Genomic DNA, 18,994 nt, shown 5'->3' on the forward strand with positions numbered 1-18,994 from the left:
CCGACAAGGAGGCGAAGCATGAATGTACGTTATCGGGTCGAATTGAGCCAAATCGAGCGGGACGAACTGACGGCGATGCTGGGCGGCGGGAAGCATGCTGCCCGCAAGCTCAAGCGGGCGCAGATTTTGCTGGCGGCCGATGCCGGCAGTTGCGACGCGGAGATTGCCCGGTCTGTCCGGGTCAGCCTGTCCAGCATCGGCCGGACCAAGCGCCGCTTCGTGGAAGGCAATCTGGAGCGGGCCTTGAGCGAGGAACCGCGTCCGGGCGCAGAGCGCAAATTGACCGGCAAGGAGGAGGCCCTGCTGGTGGCGACGGCGTGCGCCAAGCCGCCCGCCGGCCGCAAACGTTGGACGCTGACGCTGCTGGCGGACACGATGGTCAAGCTCACCGATCATGACAGCCTGTCGGGCGAGACCGTGCGTCGCCGGCTGGCCGAGAACGACCTCAAGCCATGGCGCAGGGACATGTGGTGCATCCCCTATGTCGACGGCGAATACGTCGCCCGCATGGAGGACGTGCTCGACCTCTACGCCGAGGCGCCGGATCCCGTCCGGCCGCTGGTCTGCTTCGACGAGACCCCCGTCCAGCTCATCGGCGAGGTCCGTCAGCCGATTCCAGCCGAGCCGGGACAGCGCGAGCGTTACGATTACGAGTACCGCCGCAACGGCACCGTCAATCTCTTCGTTACCTTCGACCCGCATCGTGGCTGGCGCAACGTCAAGGTCACCGAGCACCGCGCCGCCGTGGACTACGCCTACTGCATGCGCGAACTCGTCGACGTCCATTATCCCGACGCCGACTGCATCCGCCTCGTGCAGGACAATCTGTCGATCCATACCGCCGGCGCGTTGTATCAAGCATTTGCGCCTGCTGAGGCCCGTCGCATCCTGCGCCGCCTCGAATTCCACTTCACCCCGAAACACGCCAGTTGGCTCAATATGGTCGAGTGCGAGATCAGCGTGCTCCAGCGCCAGTGCCTCGGCCGCCGCATCGACGACCCCAAAAGGCTCCGAAACGAGATCGCAGCATGGCAAAAGCGGCGGAATAAAACCCGAGCCCGCATCAAATGGATGTTCACAACCGACAAGGCCCGCGCCAAACTCGGCCGCGCCTATCCAGCCACCGCCAAAGAGTCAAAATCACTGTGATGAGCCACTAGTCTTCAGGCTTTTTGGGTAGATGGACGATATCGGCGCCATGAAAGGCCAGGAGCTCTTCCGTGCTTTCGAAGCGCTTACGCGGCATCAAAAGGGGCTTGCCAACCTTTGCCGGATCATTGCGATCGAGAAATTCTCCACCCTGTTCGGCCAAACGTAAGATATTGTTGAATGCTATTGAATGGTTCTGCAAGGCGGTGTTGCAGTTCTTAAGGAGGATGGCTTCAGCTACGGTCACGGTTCGCTTCTTGCCATTTTGCGTGAACGTTTTGCGCTCGGCGACAAGCCGCTTGAAGATTGCGATCATGTTTTCGTCCTTCGCCAAGGAGCTCCTTCGGCCGGGCGTGGACACGCTGCCCCGGGCATTGGGCCGTTGGTCTAAAGGGCTTGCTTCCGTTGCAGACCCGTTAACTGCCTGCTCCTTCTTGGCCTGCTCTGCTTTTTCCGCCGCGTTCTTTTGCTTCCAGGCTTCATATTGCGCAGGAAATTGCGACGGACTATTATCGTCGTAATAGATGACGTGCGGATGCTTTATCGCCTCCTTCCGGAAAAGGCCAGCCTCGTTCATCAACCTCAGAAAGCTCCGGAACGCCCTTGCATTCCCGTCCATCGCGCCCTTCAGGATCTGGCGCACAGACGCCTCTCGCGTCGAGATCTTGCTCCCATCCTTTAGCAGCTGGGGGCTATCAAAGATCTCACGGATCAGGATGCCCTCGGGCCGCTTCGGTCGCCCCTTTGGATTGCCGGACCGACCTTTGACGAACTGCTTATCTTTAGGAGGCCGCTTGTAGCCGACCTCAAATGGCGAATCTGGCAGTTCTGTAAGTGCGGGCCGGGGGTCCGGCGAGATAGTGTTGTCGGTCATATGGCCTCCGGATTGGCCGGAGCCTGTCTTACGAAAATGGGGCTTTGGTCTCGCTCACGGAAAATTCGGAACGGCAATTTGTGAATGGTAGCGCTGACGCCGTGCTTTGAGGGACAAATACCCGCAGACCTAGGCCGCGCGCTCCTCGGACAATTCCTCAAAGGTCTCGCGCATGGGTTCGAGATAGGCGGTCTTTCCCGTATACTGTTCCCAGCGCCGAATTGCGACATCGACATAGCCGGGATCGAGTTCGATTGCACGAGCGCGGCGTCCGGTCTTTTCCGCGGCAATCAGGATCGTCCCGCTCCCGCAGAACGGATCGAGTATGATTTGACCGCGCTTAGAGCAGTCCTTGATGGCGTCAGCCACGAGCGTCACGGGCTTGACCGTTGGATGCAGCTTGAGGTCCTCCATGCGTCCTGCGCGCATACTATTGATGCCCTCATAGTCCCAGACGTTGGTTCGATAGCGGCCGTGCTGACCGAGTCCGAAATTATTGATATGCGTCCCGGACCCATTCTTCCAGACGAAGATCAATTCGTGCTTGGACCGATAGAACGATCCCATGCCTGCGTTGGTCTTGTTCCAGACGCAGAAGTTCTTCAACTCGGTATAGTGCTGATCGGCGGCTGCTATGATTTCCCGCATGTGCCGCCAGTCCATGCAGATCTGGTGGATTGAGCCGTCCTTCGAATAGCGGCACAGGAGCTCGAACGATCGGGCAAGAAAGGTCGTGAACTCGGCCTCGCTCATTTCGCCTGAGGCCATGGCAAATTCGCGGTGCTTGATCGTGCTCGCGCCCGAAATGTTGGTAACGTTGCCGTCAATCCGAACGTTGTATGGCGGATCGGTAAAGATGAAGTCAGCGCTCTCATCGCCGATCAAAAGATCATAGGCGTGCGGATCCGTAGCGTCGCCGCAGACCAGGATATGCTTGCCGAGCCGCCACGTATCGCCCGGACGGCTGACGGCGTCGCTTTCGCTCCGTTCCGGAATGCGGTTTTCGGGCTGGTCGCTTTCGTCCCCCACGCCCTCGATGATGAGATCCACCTCGGCGGGCTCAAACCCCGTAAGGTCAACGTCGAAACCTAGCTCGGCGAGCTGCTTGAGTTCGATCGCGAGGATTTCATTGTCCCATCCGGCCTTTTCGGCGAGACGATTGTCAGCAAGGATGTAGGCGCGCTGTTCGTCCTTGCTAAGATGCGAGAGACGCACACAGGGCACCGTCGTCATCTTGAGTAACTTTGCGGCCTCAAGGCGGCCATGGCCGGCAATGACCATTCCGTCATCGTCGATCAGGACAGGATTGTTGAAGCCAAACCGCTCGATGCTCTGCGCGATCTGCTTGATCTGCTTTGCAGAATGCGTGCGGGCATTGGCGGCGTAGGGCTTCAACAAGTCAATTGAAAGGGGCTCGATCTGCAAAGGTTTTCTCCGGGTAAGTTTGCGCTTAAGGCGGCGATTGGCGCCCGGAGAGGTTTTTTCAGATCAGGCCGCGGAATTCGCTCACGAAAATTAGCGGTTACGGAGTGCGCTGGGTGGGAGGAGGAAACTGGCGTTCGATCTCTGCCTCAAAGTCCTCGGAGTCGATGCAGTACACGATCGGATGAAGCTGCCCGTGCTTCCACAAGGTGTGCTTGTTACGAAGGGTGGTCCAGTCGATATTCAAAAGGCGCTTCCGCGCCCAGTATGCCAAGAGCCCATAGGCGCGCTCGCTGGGCGCGAGCTCGGCGCACCGCGTCTGCACCGCCCGATCGGCCTTTAGCCGCCTGCACAGCCACGGATAAATCCTGTCGATCTGCTCAAGCGTAAAGTCCTGCCGTGCGGGATGGTTCGGTGGGCGACCGCGGACCCTGTGGGTGGGAAGATTGTGCCGGACGAGCCATGGTGGATCGTCGTCAAGGTGCTGCTGATCGAACGGAACGCCCATCTTCATTTCTCCTTCGGTTCGCTGACCCGGAGAAAGTTAGCTCATTGTGGAGCTTCAGCAGAACGCCGCTGACTCCGTTGGTAAACGCTCAAATCCGATATTGCGGATTCGGTGCGCTGTGGGGGTAGCGGCCGATTCCAATTGACGAATGTAGAGGCCTCCCATTGCGTTTTCGAACTCCATCACAACGGCGTGACTAGATGCTGGGTCCCCCACGTATCGGCAGAACGCTCGATGGAAGCTTGGGGCGCTCCGTTCCGAGACATGGCCGGTGAGGCGATCACAAAGGCATTCTCGCCCCGCTTCGTGATTGGCTTCCCTGCTTCGGCTCCGCAAATTCCCTGTTCTTTGCGAGAGCATTCCCTGATAGCGGTTAGACATTCCCTGTTATTTTCAGCCTGCGGCTGGCTAAAGTGCGTGTAAGTCTCGGATATACCGCGGTTTTTGCGCAGATCTGCAACCCGAACAGGCCGCATCTTTGCTGAAATATTCGCTGTTACGAAGAAACGAAGGTCAGCTACCGTTCGTCCGCGATGACCTTGCCGTCGTTTGGCAGTGTGCCGGGGCTGACCAGCTCGACCGCGCCGCCGAGTTTTGTCAGCGTGCGCAGGCTGGCGGCGATCTCCTCGTGAAGTGAATCGCTTGGTAAGTCCGTTTCCGCTTTCAGCGTCATCGCGTCGGTCTCGCCCTGGCGCGTGACGACGAGGCGCAGCCTCCCGAGCGCGGGATGGCGCTTGCCGATTTCGGCGACCTGCTCGGGACGCACGAACATGCCCTTGACCTTGGTGGTCTGGTCGGCGCGGCCCATCCAGCCCTTGATGCGCATGTTGGTGCGCCCGCAGGGGCTCGTGCCCGGCAGCGCCGCGGTGAGGTCGCCGAGCGCGAGACGGATCCAGGGATGGTGCGGGTCGAGCGAGGTCACGACGATCTCGCCGACGTCGCCCGGTGTAACCGGATCGCCGGTACCTGGCTTGACGATCTCCATGATCAGGTCCTCGTTCACGACCATGCCGTCGCGCGCGGCGGTCTCGAAGGCGATGAGGCCGAGATCGGCGGTGCCGAAGGCCTGGTAGGCATCGATGCCGCGCGCCTTGATCTCGGCCTGGAGCGAGGGCGGGAAGGCGGCGCCCGAGACCAGCGCGCGCTTGATCGAGGAGAGGTCGCGCCCCGAGGTCGCCGCGGCATCGAGCAATATCTTCAAGAAGTCGGGCGTGCCGCTGTAGCCGACCGGCCGGTAGGCCTCGATCAGCTCGAATTGCTGTTCGGTATTGCCGGGCCCGGCCGGGATTACCGCGCAGCCGAGCGCACGCGCCGAGGAATCGAAGATGAAGCCGCCGGGGGTGAGGTGGTAGCTGAAGGTGTTGAGCACGATGTCATCGGGGCGGAACCCGGCCGCGAACAATGCCCGCGCGCCGCGCCAGGGATCGGCCTGCCGGCCCTCCGGCTCGAAGATGGGGCCCGGGGAGGTGAAGAGGCGGGCGAACGACCCAGGTGCCGCCGCCACGAAGCCGCCGAAGGGCACGCAGGCCTTGTGCAGCGCCGGCAGTTCCGACTTGCGCAGCACCGGCAGTCGCGCCAGCGCCGTTCTGGAGGTCACGGCGGCCGGATCGCAGCTCTTGAGCCGCTCGGCATAGGCGGGCGCGGTCATCGCGCTGCGCAGCACGCCCGGCAGGCGGGAGAACAGCTCGGCCTCGCGCGCGGCTTGCTCGCGCGTCTCGAGGGCGTCGTAATGGGCGGTCATGGCTGGTCTTTCCGGGTTGGCATCCGTTGCACGCGGCCGCCGGCATGGGTATCAGACGGCCATGGTCGGGGCGTGGAGAGAGCGCGATGGCGGACGAAGGAATCATTGCGGCAGACGAGACAGCTGACGTCGTCGCGCGCCTGAAGCGACGCATGGTCGACGAGGCGCTGCCGCTGTGGTCGACCGTCGGCTGGGACGATGCCGCGGGCGGCTTCATCGACCGGCTGCACCGCGACGGCACGGCGGACGCGGCCACGCCGCGGCGCGTGTTCGTGCAGGCGCGCCAGATCTATTGCTACGCCAAGGCGGCGCAGATGGGCTGGTATCCGGATGGCCGCGCCATCGCGCTGAAGGGGCTCGAGCACCTGCTGGCAAGAGCGAAGGCGCCGGACGGCCGGCCCGGCTACGTGCACCGGCTGACGCCGGAGGGGGCGGTGCTGGATGCGCGGCGCGATGCCTACGACCACGCCTTCATCCTGTTTGCGCTCGCGACCGTCTACGCGCTCGACAAGGACGCCCAGGTCCGCGCCGAGATCGATGCGCTGCTCGCCTTCCTCGACGGTCATCTGCGCTCGCCGCATGGCGGCGTCCACGAGGGCCTGCCGGTCTCGCTGCCGCGCCGGCAGAATCCGCAGATGCATCTGTTCGAGGCGATGATCGCCTGCTTCGACGCGACCCACGATTTGTCGTTCCAGAACCGCGCCGGCGAGTTCTTCGCGCTGTTCCTCGCCAATCTCTACGACAAGCAGAAGCGCGCGCTCGGCGAATATTTCGAGGAGGACTGGTCGAAGATCGAGCCGGTCAGCGTCGAGCCGGGCCATCAGGCGGAATGGGTCTGGCTGCTGAAGGGTTTCGAGCGGATCACGGGATGCCCGACCGGGCAGCGGCGATCCGAGCTCCTCGCGACCGCGCTGCGCTATCGCGATGAGGCCACCGGCTGCCTCATCGACGAGGGAGATGACACCGGCAACATCCGCCGCGGCTCGCGCCGGCTGTGGCCGCAGACCGAGATTGCCAAGGCGTGGATCGCGCAGGCCGAGTCCGGCGAGGCGGGAGCGGCGGAGGAAGCGCGCGCGGCGCTGGTGCGGCTCGAACGGCATTATCTCAGCCATCCCGTCAAAGGTGGCTGGTACGATCGGTTCGATCGCGACGGCAAATCGCTGATCGACACCATTCCTGCGTCGTCGTTCTATCATGTTCTCTGCGCAGTCACGGAAGCGGAGCAGGTGCTGAGCTAAGAGTCTTTTGTTTTGACGCGTTTTCTTCACGCGAACCGGTTCCCACTTCGCTTGAAACGCTATAGCCAGCGCTTGCGCCGCTTGAAGCTCTTGAGGTTCTTGAAGCTCTTGCGCTGGTCGCCGGCGCCGCCGAGATAGAATTCCTTGACGTCCTCGTTGTCGCGCAATTCGTCCGCGGTGCCGTCGAGCACGACCTTGCCCTGCTCCATGATGTAGCCGTGGCTCGCGACCGAAAGCGCGGCGCGCGCGTTCTGCTCGACCAGCAGGATGGTGACGCCGAGGTCGCGGTTGATCTTCTGGATGATCGAGAACACCTCTTTCACCAGCAGCGGCGACAGGCCCATCGACGGCTCGTCCATCAGGATCATCTTCGGGCGCGCCATCAGCGCGCGGCCGATCGCGAGCATTTGCTGCTCGCCGCCGGAGAGATAACCGGCGAGCCCGGTGCGCTCCTTCAGGCGCGGGAAATAGTTGAAGACCATGTCGAGATCGGCACCGACCTCGCGGTCCCTGCGGGTGAAGGCGCCGAGCTTGAGGTTTTCCAGCGAGGTCATGTCGGCGACGATGCGCCGGCCCTCCATCACCTGGAAGATGCCGCGGCGGACTATCTTGTCGGGATCGATGCCGTTGATGCGCTCGCCCTCGAACAGGATCTCGCCGCGCGTGACCTCGCCGTCCTCGGTCTTGAGCAGCCCCGAAATCGCCTTCAGCGTCGTCGACTTGCCGGCACCGTTGGCGCCGAGCAGCGCCACGATCGCGCCCTTGGGCACGTCGAGACTGAGGCCGCGCAGCACCAGGATGACGTCGTCATAGACGACCTCGATGTTGCGCACGCCGAGCAGGGGCGGTGCGGGTACGATGCTGGGGGTGCGAACAGCTTCTGCGGTCTGGGTCATGCTTTATAACTCTCCGCTGTCGTCGCCCGGCTTGACCGGGCGACCCAGTATTCCAGGGACGCCGAAGCTTCACCGAGAAGCCGCGGCGTACTGGATCCCCCGCCTTCGCGGGGGATGACGGTTGTGTGTGAGGTGAGCGTTAGGCTCACCACCCAAGCAATTCCGGCTTGCGCGGCAGCTCGACGGTCTTGACCTTCTCGAGCTTGATCGTGCCCTTGGCCATGAGGTCGTTGAGGTCGCCGTCGGTCGCGCCTGCGATCTTGGTGCGATAGAGGTCGACCTTCAGCGTGCCGCGGTGGTCCTTGTCGGTCCAGGTCGAGGGACTGCACACGCCTTCCATGCCGGCCGGCACCCAGTCCTTTTTCTGGTAGAAGCCCTTGGCCACGTTATCGCCGGTGGCGCCGCCGTTCTTGGCGGCCCAGTCGAACGCTTCCTTCATGTAGAGCGCCGAGCAGACGGCCGCGATGTAATGCACGGGGCGATAGACCTTGCCGGTGGGATCGGACATCTTCGAGATCTCCATCACGGTCTTCATGCCGGGCGCATCGCCGCCCCAACTCACCGCGGTACGCAAGGGGAAGATCACGCCGTCGGCGGCATCGCCCGCGGTCTTGGCGGCGTTCTCGTCCATGCCCCAGACATTGCCGAGGAACTGGATGTCGACGCCGACGGTCTTGCAGGCCTTCAGGACGGAGATGTTGGAAGCCGCGGTGTTGCCGAGATAGGCGTAGTTGGCACCCGAGGATTTCAGGCTGAGGCACTGCGCGCTGTAGTCACCCGGTGCCAGCGCGAACACCAGCGGCGGCAAAACCTCGAAGCCGAGCTCCTGCGCCATGGCTTCGCCGGCGGCCTTCGGCGCGTTCGGATAGGGGTGGTTGGCGCCCATGTGCACGAATTTCGGCTTGCCGGGCTTGCCCTTGGCCTTCCAGTCGTCGGCCGCCCAGATCAGCATCGCGCGGAGCGAGTCCGAATAGCTCGGGCCGTAGAAGAAATTGTAGGGCGCGGGTTTGGCCTTGCCGCTGACGCCTTCGGGGTCGGTGAGGGCTGCGGCGTAGGAGCCGGAGATGTCTGGGATCTTGTCCTGCGCGAGGAAGCCGGTCAGCGCCTCGGTGTCCGCGGTGCCCCAGCCCATGATCGCCGCGACCTTGGAGTCCGGCGCCGACCATTTCTTGTAGAGCGCGATCGCGCGCGGCACCTGATAGCCGTAATCATTGGTGTCGACGCTGAGCTGCTTGCCGGCGACGCCGCCGTTCTTGTTGACCCAGGCGAAGCTGTCGGCGACGGCCTGGCCGTAGGGTGTGCCGACGTCGGAGGTGCCGCCGGAATAATCGGCGAGGTGCCCGATCGCGATCTGCGCCTGCGCGCTCGCCGAAAAGGCTGCGATCGCCAGCGCAAGCGATGCGGTGCTCAAAAGGGATTTTGTCTTCATTGGTTGCCTCCTCCTGTTTATTTGTTGGTTAGCGAGTTGCCCGCGCTCAATGCGAGAACGGGTAGAGTTTCCAGTAGGCCTTGATCTGCCGCCAGCGATGCGCGAGCCCGTCCGGCTCGAACATCAAAAACGCGATGATGATCACTCCGATCGCGATCTCGCGCAGGAAGGTGATATTGTTGTTGAGCGAGAGCGCCTTGTCGATCGCGCCGCCCTTCAAGTAGACGCTGAGAAATTCCATCGATTCCGGCAGCAACACCACGAAGGCGGTGCCCATCAGCGTGCCCATGATCGAGCCGGTGCCGCCGATGATGATCATGGCCAGGAACAGGATCGAGCGCTCGATGCCAAAGCCCTCCTGCGACACCACGAGCTGGTAATGCGCATAGAGCGCGCCGGCGATGCCGGCGAAGAACGCGGCCAGCCCAAACGACAGCGTCCGGTATTTGGTGAGGTTGATGCCCATGATTTCCGCGGAGAGGTAGTGATCGCGGATCGCCACCAGCGCGCGGCCGTCGCGCGTCCGCATCAAATTGGTGACGAGGACGTAGCTCGCGATCACATAAGCCAGCACGACATAGAAATATTGCTTATCGCCGCGCAAGACAAAGCCGAAGATCGAGAACGGATTGGCGCTGGCCGGCACCGAGCCGCCGGTGAACCACTCCGCGCGGGAGAAGAAATCGAGCAGGATGTATTGCGCGGCCAGCGTCGCGATGACGAGGTAGAGCCCCTTCAGCCGCGCCGCCGGAATGCCGAAGATCAGGCCGACCAGCGCGGTGACGACACCCGCGAGCGGGATCGCGAAGAACACCGGAATCGGCGCGTTGTTGGAGATATAGGCCGAGGTGAAGGCGCCGAGCAGGAAGAAGGCGGCGTGCCCGATCGAGATCTGGCCGGTGAAGCCGACCAGGATGTTCAACCCCAGCGCAGCGATCGAGAAGATACCGATCTGTATGAGGATGCTGAGCCAGTATCCGCCAAGGAATTGTGGCGCGAGGCAGAACAGCAGCACGCCGGCGATCGCAAAGTTGCGGCTGGTTGAGGTCGGAAAGATCGTGGTGTCCGCGGCGTAGGATGTGCGGAAGTCACCAGCAGGGATAAGGGCAGGGCCGGCCATGGGTCAGATCCGCTCGATGTCGTGGGTGCCGAACAGGCCATAGGGCTTGATCATCAGCACGATGATGAGGACGTAGAACGGCGCGATCTCGTAGAGATTGCCCCAGTGCAGATACTCGCTGTCGACATATTGCGCGATGTTTTCGAGCAAGCCGATGATGATGCCGCCGAGCACGGCGCCGCCGACGGAATCGAGCCCGCCGAGGATCGCCGCCGGAAACACCTTGATGCCGTAAGCCGCAAGGCCTGACGACACGCCGTTCACCACGGCGACCACGACGCCCGCGACCGCCGACACCGTCGCCGAGATCGCCCAGGCCATCGCGAACACGCTCTTCACGGAGATGCCGAGCGACTGCGCCACCTGCTGGTTGAACGCGGTGGCGCGCATCGCAAGGCCGTACTTGGAGGCGCGGAAGAACCAGGCCATGCCGATCATCATGGCGACCGACACCACGAGGCTCATGACATAGACGGTCTGGATTTGGAGCCCGAACAGGCTGAGCGACTGGCTCTCGAACACCCGTGGGAACGGCTGCGGATTGACGCCGAACATCCATTTCAGCGTGGCCTGGAGCACGGTCGAGAGGCCGATCGTCACCATGATCACCGAAATGATGGGTTCACCGATCATCGGCCTCAGGATCAGCACCTGGATCGCGATGCCGAACACGAACATGAACACGAGCGTCATCGGCATGCCGATCCAGAACGGCACCTGGTATTTCGCGAGCAAGGTCCAGCACACCCAGGCGCCGACCAGCAACAGCTCGCCCTGCGCGAAATTGACGACCTGGGTGGCCTTGTAGATCAGCACAAACGACATCGCGACCACGCCATAAAGCGTGCCGACCACGAGGCCGTTGACCAGGAGCTGGATGAGGAAGGCGGTGTTCATGTGATATGCTGTCCTTCGCCTCTCCCCGCCTGCGGGGAGAGGCCGACGCGCGGAACGCGCGGCGGGTGAGGGGGAGTCTCCGCATGCGCGGTGCTGATGAGTCCAAGACCGAACGCGCCAGAGGCCTGCGGGCCGCATCGACGGACGCGGAGGGAACGCTCTGGTATCGCCTGCGCGCCCGCAGGCTGAATGGCTACAAGTTCATCCGACAAGAACCGATCGGGCCGTACACCGTAGATTTCATTTGCCGCGAAGCCCGCCTGATCATTGAGGTGGATGGTGGGCAGCATGCAGACAGCCCGCGTGACGCCGTTCGCGACAAATGGCTGGCCGACTGCAACTATCGCATCTTGCGCTTCTGGAACAACGATGTGTCCCGCAATTTGGCCGGCGTCCTCGAGACGATCGTCACCGCCCTCGCGGAGACTCCCCCTCACCCGGATCGCTGACGCGCTCCGGCCTCTCCCCGCAAGCGGGGAGAGGCGAAGGGCAGCGGTGCGCTCTCCCGACGTCACTCCGCTGCCTCCGCCATGTGGTCGCGTCCGCCGAGATCCACCACCCGCAGCCTGGTGCGCACCCGCTGCGTGGTGCCGTCCTGGAAGCGGATCACGGTGTCGACGGGGATGTCGGCGTCGCCGCGGTAGATGGCGTCGATGATGCCTTCGTATTTCTCGTTGATGACGCTGCGGCGCACTTTTCGGGTGCGGGTGAGCTCGCCGTCGTCGGCGTCCAGCTCCTTGTAGAGCAGCAGGAAGCGCGAGATGCGCTGCGCCGGCGGCAGCGTGGCGTTGACGGTCTCGACCTCCTTGCGGAGCAGCGCATAGACCTCGGGCCGCGAGGCGAGGTCGCTGTAGGTCGTGAACGAGAGCCGGTTCTTCTCCGCCCATTTCGAGATGATGGAATAGCGGATGCAGATCATCGCTGCGAGCGCGTCGCGGCCGGCGCCGAGCACCACGGCTTCCGCGATATAGGGCGAGAATTTCAGCTTGTTCTCGATGAACTGCGGCGAGAAGCGCTCGCCGCGCGAGGTCTCGGCGAGGTCCTTGATACGGTCGATGACCACGAGCTGCTTGTTGTCGTTGAAATAGCCGGCGTCACCGGACAGCATCCAGCCGTCCCTGATGTCGGCAACGCTCGCCTCCGGGTTCTTGTAATAGCCGAGGAACATGTTGGGATGCCGCACCACGATCTGTCCGACACCGTGGACGTCGGCATTGTCGATGCGGATCTCGACGCTGTCGGCCATCGGCACGCCGGTGGTGTCAGGATCGACCTTGCCCTCGGGATGCAGCGTGTAGGCGCCGAGCAGCTCGGTTTGGCCGTAGAGCGTGCGTAGCGGAACGCCCATGGCCTGGAAGAACTTGAAGGTGTCGGGGCCAAGCGCGGCGCCCCCGGTAGCCGCCGAGCGCAGGCGGGTGAAGCCGAGGCGGTCGCGCAGCGCACGGAACAGGATCGCATCGGCAAGGCCGGAGCGCTTGCCTTGTTCGAGCGCGGCAAGGCCCGTCTTCATGCCCACATCGAACAGGCGCTGCTTGAACGGCGTTGCGTCCATCACCTTGGCCCGGACGTCGGCGGCGATGGATTCCCATACGCGTGGCGCAAAGAGCACGAACGTCGGCGCGATCTCGCGCAGGTCGTTCATCATGGTGTCGGGCTCTTCGACGAAGTTGATCTTCATCCGGCACAGCAGCCCTTTGCCGAGCACATAGACCTGCTCCATGATCCAGGGGAGCGGTAGCACCGAGACATATTCGTCGTCCGGCCCCTTCGGATCGAAGGCAAGATAGGTGGCGCAATGGCTGAGCACGCGGCCAGCGGCGAGCATCGCGAGTTTTGGATGCGAGGTGGTGCCCGACGTGGTGCAGAGGATCGCGACGTCTTCGCCTTTGGTGGCATCCACCAGCCGGTCGTAAAGCTCCGGTTCGCGTGCGGCCCGTGCTCGGCCGAGCTCGGCGAATTTTTCCGCCGACATCAGCCGCGGATCGTCATATTTCCGCATGCCGCGCGGATCGGAATAGATGATGTGCTTCAGTCTCGGCACGCGCTCGGCAAGCACAAGCAGCTTGTCGACCTGCTCCTCGTCCTCGGCGAAGACGAGCTGCGCTTCGCCATAATTGAGGAGGTAGGAGGCTTCCTCGTCGAGCACGTCGCGATAGAGCCCGAGGCTCAATCCGCTGATCGCGTGGGTGGCGACTTCGGCCGCGACCCAGTCCGGCCGGTTGTCGCCGATGATGCCGATGACGTCGCTGCGGCCCAAGCCCAACTCGATGAGGCCCAGTGCAAAATCACGCACGCGGGTGTGGTAGTCACTCCAGGTGAACGGGCGCCACAGCCCAAGATCCTTCTCGCGCAGCGCGATCTCGTTGCCGTACTCTTTCGCGTTGAGCCGGAGCATCTTTGGATAGGTATCGGCCTGCGCGACGCGGCCCGCATAGTCCATCATGCCGCGCTCTCCTGCGCCGGCGGCGCATCGTCGGGATCGACCAGCACCTCGTCCTCCTCGCCGAGATAGGCGCGCCTGACATGGGGGTCGGCGAGCACGGCGGCCGGATCGCCCTCGGCGATCTTGCGGCCGAAATCCAGCACCATGACGCGATGGGAGATATCCATCACTACGCCCATGTCGTGCTCGATCATCACCACCGTCATCCCGAACTCCTCGTTGAGATCGACGATGTAGCGGGCCATGTCCTCCTTCTCCTCGAAGTTCATGCCGGCCATCGGCTCGTCGAGGAGAATGAGGCGGGGCTCCAACGCCATGGCGCGTGCGAGCTCCACGCGCTTGCGCAGGCCGTAGGAGAGGGTGCCGGCTTGCGCTTTTCGCACCGACTGGAGGTCGAGGAAGTCGATGATTTCTTCCACCTTGCGGCGATGCTCGAGCTCTTCCTTGCGCGCACCGGTGAGCCAGTACAGCGAGCCCGTGAAAAAATTGTTCTTCAGGAGGTGATGGCGGCCGACCATGATGTTGTCGAGCACGCTCATGTGGTGGAACAGCGCGAGGTTCTGGAAGGTGCGGCCGATGCCGAGCGAGGCCCGCGCATTCGGCGTCAATCCGGTGATGTCGCGGCCCTGGTAGAACAGCTGGCCTTCGGTTGGCTTGTAGCGGCCGGAAATACAGTTCACGATCGAGGTCTTGCCGGCGCCGTTGGGGCCGATGATCGAGAACAGCTCGCCCTCCTTGATGGCGAAGCCGACATCGGTCAGCGCACGAACGCCGCCGAACCGCAGGGACACGCCGCGCACTTCAAGACTGGTAGCCACCAAACAAATCCCTCCCCGGTGATGGCGCTTTCAGTAGCGCTCTTCATCCGTTCCTTTCGGGCGATCCTAGTACGGCCGTGCCGGTGAGGCCATGCAGCTATTGGTCTCGACCGGACCGCGCGGCTTTCGTTCCCGTTCGGGATTAAAAGCCGCATTGCCCGAGGTGGTCCTCAATAGGGGAAAGCGCTATTTTGAAATGTCTTCCGCCTGACAATTCGGCGACAAAGTTTGTTGGGTGGGAGCGGCCTCCATCTTCATCGGATGGCGGTCGAGGTGGTCGTGTTGCAGTGCAACAAACGGGTGGAGTGACAAGACAATGCGGCTGGCTTCGGGATCATGATTTCAGAGGATCAACTGAAGCGCGTCACCGCCTGGTCGCGCGAGCTCACCGAGCGGGAGATCGAGGTCGCCCGCGGCGGAATCACGGAGCGGTCCTACGGCACCGGCGAGACCGTTTTTATGCGGGGTGACAAGTTTGATTACTGGGCCGGCATGGTGAGCGGCCTCGCCCGGATGGGCGGGGTCTCGCGCGACGGCAAGCAGACGAGCCTTGCGGGGCTGACCGCTGGCGCCTGGTTCGGGGAGGGCAGCGTGCTCAAGAACGAGCCGCGCCGCTACGACGTGGTCGCACTTCGCGATAGCCGCGTCGCGCTGATGGAGCGCAGCGCCTTCATGTGGCTGTTCGAGAACAGCGTCGGCTTCAACCGCTTCCTGGTCCGCCAGCTCAACGAGCGGCTCGGCCAGTTCATCGGCATGCTCGAGGTCAACCGCACGCTGGATGCCACCGCACGCCTCGCCCGCAGCATCGCCTCGCTGTTCAACCCGATCCTCTACCCGGAATCGACCGCGCATCTGGATATCACGCAGGAGGAGATCGGCGCACTCTCCGGCATGTCCCGGCAAAATGCCAACCGCGCGTTGAACCAGCTGGAGAAGGAGGGGCTGCTGCGGCTCGAATATGGCGGCGTCACCATTCTCGATATCGAGCGGCTGCGCGGGTATGGGGAGGAGTGAGGCGGCGCTCCGCCGCCGTTAACCAACCACCGCTTGCTCTTCCAGTGTGACGAGCCCATGCTTGCCGGGTCCCTGGGCCCATCCGGAGGGTCCAGCAAATCGCGTCATCGCGGCTTTACCCATGAACTGCTCTTGCTGCGGTTCCGAGGTTCAGAGCGGTTTTGCTTTCTGCCCGAAATGCGGCACGAAGCAGCCGAACGCGTGCCCCGGCTGCGGCTATGCATGCGCACCGGATTTCGCGTATTGCCCGAAATGCGGCGCCCTCGTCAGTGAGGCCCCCAAAGCCGGAGGACAGGCGCGGCCCGTAGTGCCGATCAAGGCCTCCTCGCCGCCGCTCGCGCCGACGGCCGACCCTCAACAGGCATTTCGACCGCAGCCGGATAAGATCGACAGTGAAGCCAACCGCCGCACCATTACCGTGCTGTTTGCCGACCTCAGCGGCTTCACCGCGATGAGCGAACGCCTTGACCCCGAGGTCATGCAGACGCTTCAGAACGAATTGTTCGAGGAGCTGACGGCTGCCGTGCAAGGCTTTGGCGGCTTCGTGGACAAATTCATCGGCGATGCGCTGCTGGCGCTGTTCGGTGCGCCGGCTGCGCACGAGGACGATCCGGAGCGGGCGGTCCGCGCTGCCCTCGATATGATCAAACGGACGGAGCAGCTTAGCGAACGTGCGAAGGTCCGCGCCGGTTCACCCCTGTTGCTCCATATCGGTATCAACACCGGGCAAGTGGTTGCGGGCGGACTGGGTGTGGGCGTTGCCAAATCCTTTTCGGTGACTGGCGACACGGTGAATACTGCTCAGCGATTGCAGTCGATGGCGCCGCCGGACGAGGTGCTGGTCGGGCCGTTGACCTACCGTCTTACCCGGCATGCATTCTCGTATGAATCGCTTGGCGAGGTCTCGCTCAAGGGCAAGATGGGCAGCGTCCTGGTCCATCGTCTGAAGGGGCCGCTCGACATGCCGCGTGCGGCACGAGGCCTCGACACGCTGGGCCTCAGTGCGCCCCTGATCGGGCGCGACGCCGAGCTTGCCCGCGTGATCGGCAGCCTCGATCGCGCGTGCGGCGGCGCGGCGCAACTGGTGCGGCTGGTCGGCGAAGCAGGCATCGGCAAAACGCGCCTGGTGAACGAATTCGTGGCCCGCATCCGCGATGAAGAGCGCTTCGCAGGTATGGCGATCCGGCAGGCCGTCTGCTCGCCGCTCGGCGAACAATCCTACGGCACGCTCGCTGCGGTGCTGCGCAGCGCCTATGGCATCGCGCAGAAGGCCAGCACCGCGGAGGCCGAGGCCAGGCTGGCTGAAGCGCTGTCAGAGCTTGGCCTCGCGGCCGAAGAGGCAGAGCGGCTGATGCCGCTCTATGTCCACGTTCTTGGCCTCGGCGGCCCGGACGCCGTGTTGCAGCATGTCGAGCCCGAACAGCTCCGGCGGCAGATATTCTTTGCGATCCGGACCGTCTTCGAACGGCGTCTGGCCTTGTCGCCGCTTCTGATCATTGTCGAGGATCTGCACTGGGCCGATGCCGTGTCTCTCGAAGCGCTGCGGTTCCTGATGGATCGACTGGAGCGCACGCGGCTGATGCTGTTGTTTACGCATCGGCCAATGCTGGAACTGGATCAGTTCGGTTCTGGTCGGATCAGCCACACAACCCTTCGATTGCCTCCGCTTGGTGATGCTGACGGACAAAAGCTGCTCGCGGCTTATTTCAGTCACGGTTGGCGCGAGCCGCCGGGAAATCTGTTCAGTCGAATTCTGGAACGCGCGAGCGGCAATCCACTTTTCCTCGAGGAGATCATCCGCGGTCTCATCGAAGCTGGCGCCTTGGCGCGTGACGGCTCGCAGTGGCGGATAAAGTCGGATGAAGCCGCCGCCGATATCCCGGCGAGCATTCAGGCGCTGTTGCTGGCGCGCCTGGACCGGCTGCCGCATGAGGTGCGCCGGCTGGCCCAGGAGGCCGCGGTGATCGGCCCGCGCCTCGACGCGGCTCTGCTCAGTGCGACGGCAACCGGCGGGGCCAAGGTCGAAGCGGGGCTCGAACTTCTCTGCGATGCCGAGATCGTCGAGGAGGTCGCCGGCGCAAATTCCATTTCGCTGCGATCCTACCGTTTCACGCAAACCATGCTTCAGGACGTGATCTATCAGAACCTGCTCTTGCAGCGGCGGATCGAGCTCCATGGGCGCATTGGTGCCGCGCTGGAGCGGCTCTATGGCAGCGAGCCCGAACGGCTCGAAGACCTGATCCTGCTCGGACATCACTTCAGCCTCAGCGCGCGCAAGCCGAAAGGCGCGCGCTATCTGCGCGCGGCCGGCGATCGCGCACGCGCGACCTATGCCAATGACGATGCCATCCGTCTCTACCAGCAGGCCCTCGCCGTGTTGTTGTTGAGCGGCGAACGCGAGCCGGAGCGCCTGGTTCTGTATGAGCGGATAGCGGACCTCTGTGGCGCGGCCGGCCGCCGCAACACGGCTGAGGAGCACTACCAGAGTGCGCTGGAGGGGCACCGCGCCGCAGCGGACCGCATCGGCGAAGCGCGAATTCTTCGCAAGCTTGGCCGGTTGTTATGGGACGCCGGCAAGCGGATCAAGGCAGAGACGCATTACGCCGAGGCGGCAGAACTGCTTGGAGGGACCAATGCGCCCATCGACTGGGCGCACCTGCTGCAGGAGCGCGGCCGTCTTGCCTTTCGCATGGGCGATCACGTGGCCGCCGCGAAATGGGCGGACGAGGCGCTTGGCTACGCCCGATCCGTGCCAGCGGACGCGGACGAGCAAGCCGGACTCGAGGCGGCGCGCGCCATTGCCGAGGCACTCAACACCAAGGCGGTCGCACTGGCGCGGCTTGGACGGCACCAGGAAGCGGTGCGCGAAGTGGAGCAAAGTGTCGCAGCAGCCGAAGCCGCCGGCCTTCTCAACGTGGCCTGCCGCGGCTACACCAATCTCGGCGTGCTCTATACGATTGTCGACCCGGCGCAGGCGATGGAGGTTTGTTGCCGCGGACTGGACGTCGCGCGTCGTATCGGGGATCTCGGGTTCCAGGCGCGCCTTCTTGCCAATTTTGCCGTTGCCTGTTGCACCTTCACGGACAAATGCACCGATGAAGGTGTGCCGGCTGCCGAAAAGGCGATCGAGATCGATCGCGCGCTCGATCAGCGCGAGCATCTCCCGGTGCCCCTGATCGTGCTCGGCCAAATCCATCAATGCCATTTCCGGCCCGATCAGGCCGCCCGCTGCTACAATGAGGCCATCGAGGTCGCGAGCGAAACCGGCGAGCCGCAGCAGCTCTTTCCATGCTATGATGGTCTCGCGACGCTGAACCTTGATCGCGGCAATATGCCCGAGGCCGAGCGGTATTTCGCACTGGCGGATGACGTCTGCACCAGGCACGGGCTTGATCCCGCCGGATTGATCGTACTGCCATTTCTTGACTAGGCCATGTGAAGGAGT

General features: G+C 63.3%; 15 protein-coding genes. 5 read left to right on the plus strand and 10 right to left on the minus strand.

Annotated features, from left to right (window positions below; genetic code table 11):
* Window positions 1-18 precede the first annotated feature (18 nt).
* The gene (locus IVB18_RS16400; protein ID WP_247984173.1) at window positions 19-1,149 is read left to right on the plus strand and encodes an IS630 family transposase; all 1,131 of its coding nucleotides are present in this window, start codon (window positions 19-21) and stop codon (window positions 1,147-1,149) included.
* 7 nt (window positions 1,150-1,156) lie between these two features.
* On the opposite strand, the gene IVB18_RS16405 is transcribed toward IVB18_RS16400, so the two are convergent.
* From IVB18_RS16405 to IVB18_RS16420, 4 genes are all read right to left on the minus strand, one after another.
* Entirely contained in the window at window positions 1,157-2,023 is an 867-nt protein-coding gene (locus tag IVB18_RS16405; RefSeq protein ID WP_247990073.1) for a DUF5681 domain-containing protein, read from the minus strand.
* Between the two features lie 129 nt (window positions 2,024-2,152).
* On the minus strand, window positions 2,153-3,448 hold the full coding sequence (locus tag IVB18_RS16410; protein WP_247990074.1) for a DNA methyltransferase: 1,296 nt from the start codon (window positions 3,446-3,448) through the stop codon (window positions 2,153-2,155).
* A gap of 97 nt (window positions 3,449-3,545) precedes the next feature.
* Window positions 3,546-3,953: a hypothetical protein gene (locus IVB18_RS16415; protein ID WP_247990075.1), complete on the minus strand. Its 408-nt coding sequence runs from the start codon at window positions 3,951-3,953 to the stop codon at window positions 3,546-3,548.
* Between the two features lie 517 nt (window positions 3,954-4,470).
* Window positions 4,471-5,694: an AMP-binding protein gene (locus tag IVB18_RS16420; protein WP_247990076.1), complete on the minus strand. Its 1,224-nt coding sequence runs from the start codon at window positions 5,692-5,694 to the stop codon at window positions 4,471-4,473.
* An 86-nt stretch (window positions 5,695-5,780) separates the two neighbouring features.
* Here IVB18_RS16420 and IVB18_RS16425 point away from each other — a divergent pair, with 86 nt between their 5' ends.
* Complete coding sequence (locus IVB18_RS16425; RefSeq protein ID WP_247990077.1) at window positions 5,781-6,932, plus strand: AGE family epimerase/isomerase; 1,152 nt, start codon at window positions 5,781-5,783, stop codon at window positions 6,930-6,932.
* 59 nt (window positions 6,933-6,991) lie between these two features.
* Here IVB18_RS16425 and IVB18_RS16430 read toward each other — a convergent pair whose 3' ends face one another.
* From IVB18_RS16430 to IVB18_RS16445, 4 genes are all read right to left on the minus strand, one after another.
* Window positions 6,992-7,828: an ABC transporter ATP-binding protein gene (locus IVB18_RS16430; RefSeq protein ID WP_247990078.1), complete on the minus strand. Its 837-nt coding sequence runs from the start codon at window positions 7,826-7,828 to the stop codon at window positions 6,992-6,994.
* 145 nt (window positions 7,829-7,973) lie between these two features.
* Entirely contained in the window at window positions 7,974-9,257 is a 1,284-nt protein-coding gene (locus IVB18_RS16435; RefSeq protein ID WP_247990079.1) for an ABC transporter substrate-binding protein, read from the minus strand.
* A 46-nt stretch (window positions 9,258-9,303) separates the two neighbouring features.
* Entirely contained in the window at window positions 9,304-10,377 is a 1,074-nt protein-coding gene (locus tag IVB18_RS16440) for a branched-chain amino acid ABC transporter permease (protein WP_247990080.1), read from the minus strand.
* Window positions 10,378-10,380: 3 nt separating this feature from the next.
* Window positions 10,381-11,274, minus strand: coding sequence for a branched-chain amino acid ABC transporter permease (locus IVB18_RS16445; protein ID WP_247990081.1), 894 nt, complete (start codon window positions 11,272-11,274; stop codon window positions 10,381-10,383).
* Between the two features lie 83 nt (window positions 11,275-11,357).
* Between IVB18_RS16445 and IVB18_RS16450 the strand changes: the two genes are divergently transcribed.
* Complete coding sequence (locus tag IVB18_RS16450; RefSeq protein WP_247990082.1) at window positions 11,358-11,723, plus strand: endonuclease domain-containing protein; 366 nt, start codon at window positions 11,358-11,360, stop codon at window positions 11,721-11,723.
* A 62-nt stretch (window positions 11,724-11,785) separates the two neighbouring features.
* Here the strand turns inward: IVB18_RS16450 and IVB18_RS16455 are convergent, their stop codons facing one another.
* Together IVB18_RS16455 and IVB18_RS16460 are read right to left on the minus strand one after the other, a co-directional pair.
* Window positions 11,786-13,717, minus strand: coding sequence for a long-chain fatty acid--CoA ligase (locus IVB18_RS16455; RefSeq protein WP_247990083.1), 1,932 nt, complete (start codon window positions 13,715-13,717; stop codon window positions 11,786-11,788).
* Window positions 13,714-14,535, minus strand: a complete 822-nt coding sequence (locus IVB18_RS16460; protein WP_247391785.1) for an ABC transporter ATP-binding protein — start codon at window positions 14,533-14,535, stop codon at window positions 13,714-13,716. Before IVB18_RS16460 ends, IVB18_RS16455 begins: the two co-directional genes overlap by 4 nt.
* Window positions 14,536-14,871: 336 nt before the next feature.
* On the opposite strand from IVB18_RS16460, the gene IVB18_RS16465 reads away from it, so the two are divergent.
* Window positions 14,872-15,549 carry a Crp/Fnr family transcriptional regulator gene (locus tag IVB18_RS16465; protein WP_247990084.1) on the plus strand — a complete coding sequence of 226 codons (678 nt, stop codon included), beginning with the start codon at window positions 14,872-14,874 and terminating at the stop codon, window positions 15,547-15,549.
* Window positions 15,550-15,670: 121 nt separating this feature from the next.
* Window positions 15,671-18,979 (plus strand): adenylate/guanylate cyclase domain-containing protein, encoded by a 3,309-nt coding sequence (locus IVB18_RS16470; protein WP_247990085.1) that lies wholly within the window; start codon window positions 15,671-15,673, stop codon window positions 18,977-18,979.
* Window positions 18,980-18,994 lie beyond the last annotated feature (15 nt).

This window comes from Bradyrhizobium sp. 186, assembly GCF_023101685.1.
Lineage (GTDB): Bacteria > Pseudomonadota > Alphaproteobacteria > Rhizobiales > Xanthobacteraceae > Bradyrhizobium.

Coding starts and splice junctions, on each gene's coding strand:
- IVB18_RS16400 (WP_247984173.1), top strand. CDS start 19: ATGAATGTACGTTATCGGGTCGAATTGAGCCAAATCGAGCGGGACGAA.
- IVB18_RS16405 (WP_247990073.1), bottom strand. CDS start 2,023: ATGACCGACAACACTATCTCGCCGGACCCCCGGCCCGCACTTACAGAA.
- IVB18_RS16415 (WP_247990075.1), bottom strand. CDS start 3,953: ATGGGCGTTCCGTTCGATCAGCAGCACCTTGACGACGATCCACCATGG.
- IVB18_RS16420 (WP_247990076.1), bottom strand. CDS start 5,694: ATGACCGCCCATTACGACGCCCTCGAGACGCGCGAGCAAGCCGCGCGC.
- IVB18_RS16425 (WP_247990077.1), top strand. CDS start 5,781: ATGGCGGACGAAGGAATCATTGCGGCAGACGAGACAGCTGACGTCGTC.
- IVB18_RS16430 (WP_247990078.1), bottom strand. CDS start 7,828: ATGACCCAGACCGCAGAAGCTGTTCGCACCCCCAGCATCGTACCCGCA.
- IVB18_RS16435 (WP_247990079.1), bottom strand. CDS start 9,257: ATGAAGACAAAATCCCTTTTGAGCACCGCATCGCTTGCGCTGGCGATC.
- IVB18_RS16440 (WP_247990080.1), bottom strand. CDS start 10,377: ATGGCCGGCCCTGCCCTTATCCCTGCTGGTGACTTCCGCACATCCTAC.
- IVB18_RS16445 (WP_247990081.1), bottom strand. CDS start 11,274: ATGAACACCGCCTTCCTCATCCAGCTCCTGGTCAACGGCCTCGTGGTC.
- IVB18_RS16450 (WP_247990082.1), top strand. CDS start 11,358: ATGCGCGGTGCTGATGAGTCCAAGACCGAACGCGCCAGAGGCCTGCGG.
- IVB18_RS16455 (WP_247990083.1), bottom strand. CDS start 13,717: ATGATGGACTATGCGGGCCGCGTCGCGCAGGCCGATACCTATCCAAAG.
- IVB18_RS16465 (WP_247990084.1), top strand. CDS start 14,872: ATGATTTCAGAGGATCAACTGAAGCGCGTCACCGCCTGGTCGCGCGAG.
- IVB18_RS16470 (WP_247990085.1), top strand. CDS start 15,671: ATGAACTGCTCTTGCTGCGGTTCCGAGGTTCAGAGCGGTTTTGCTTTC.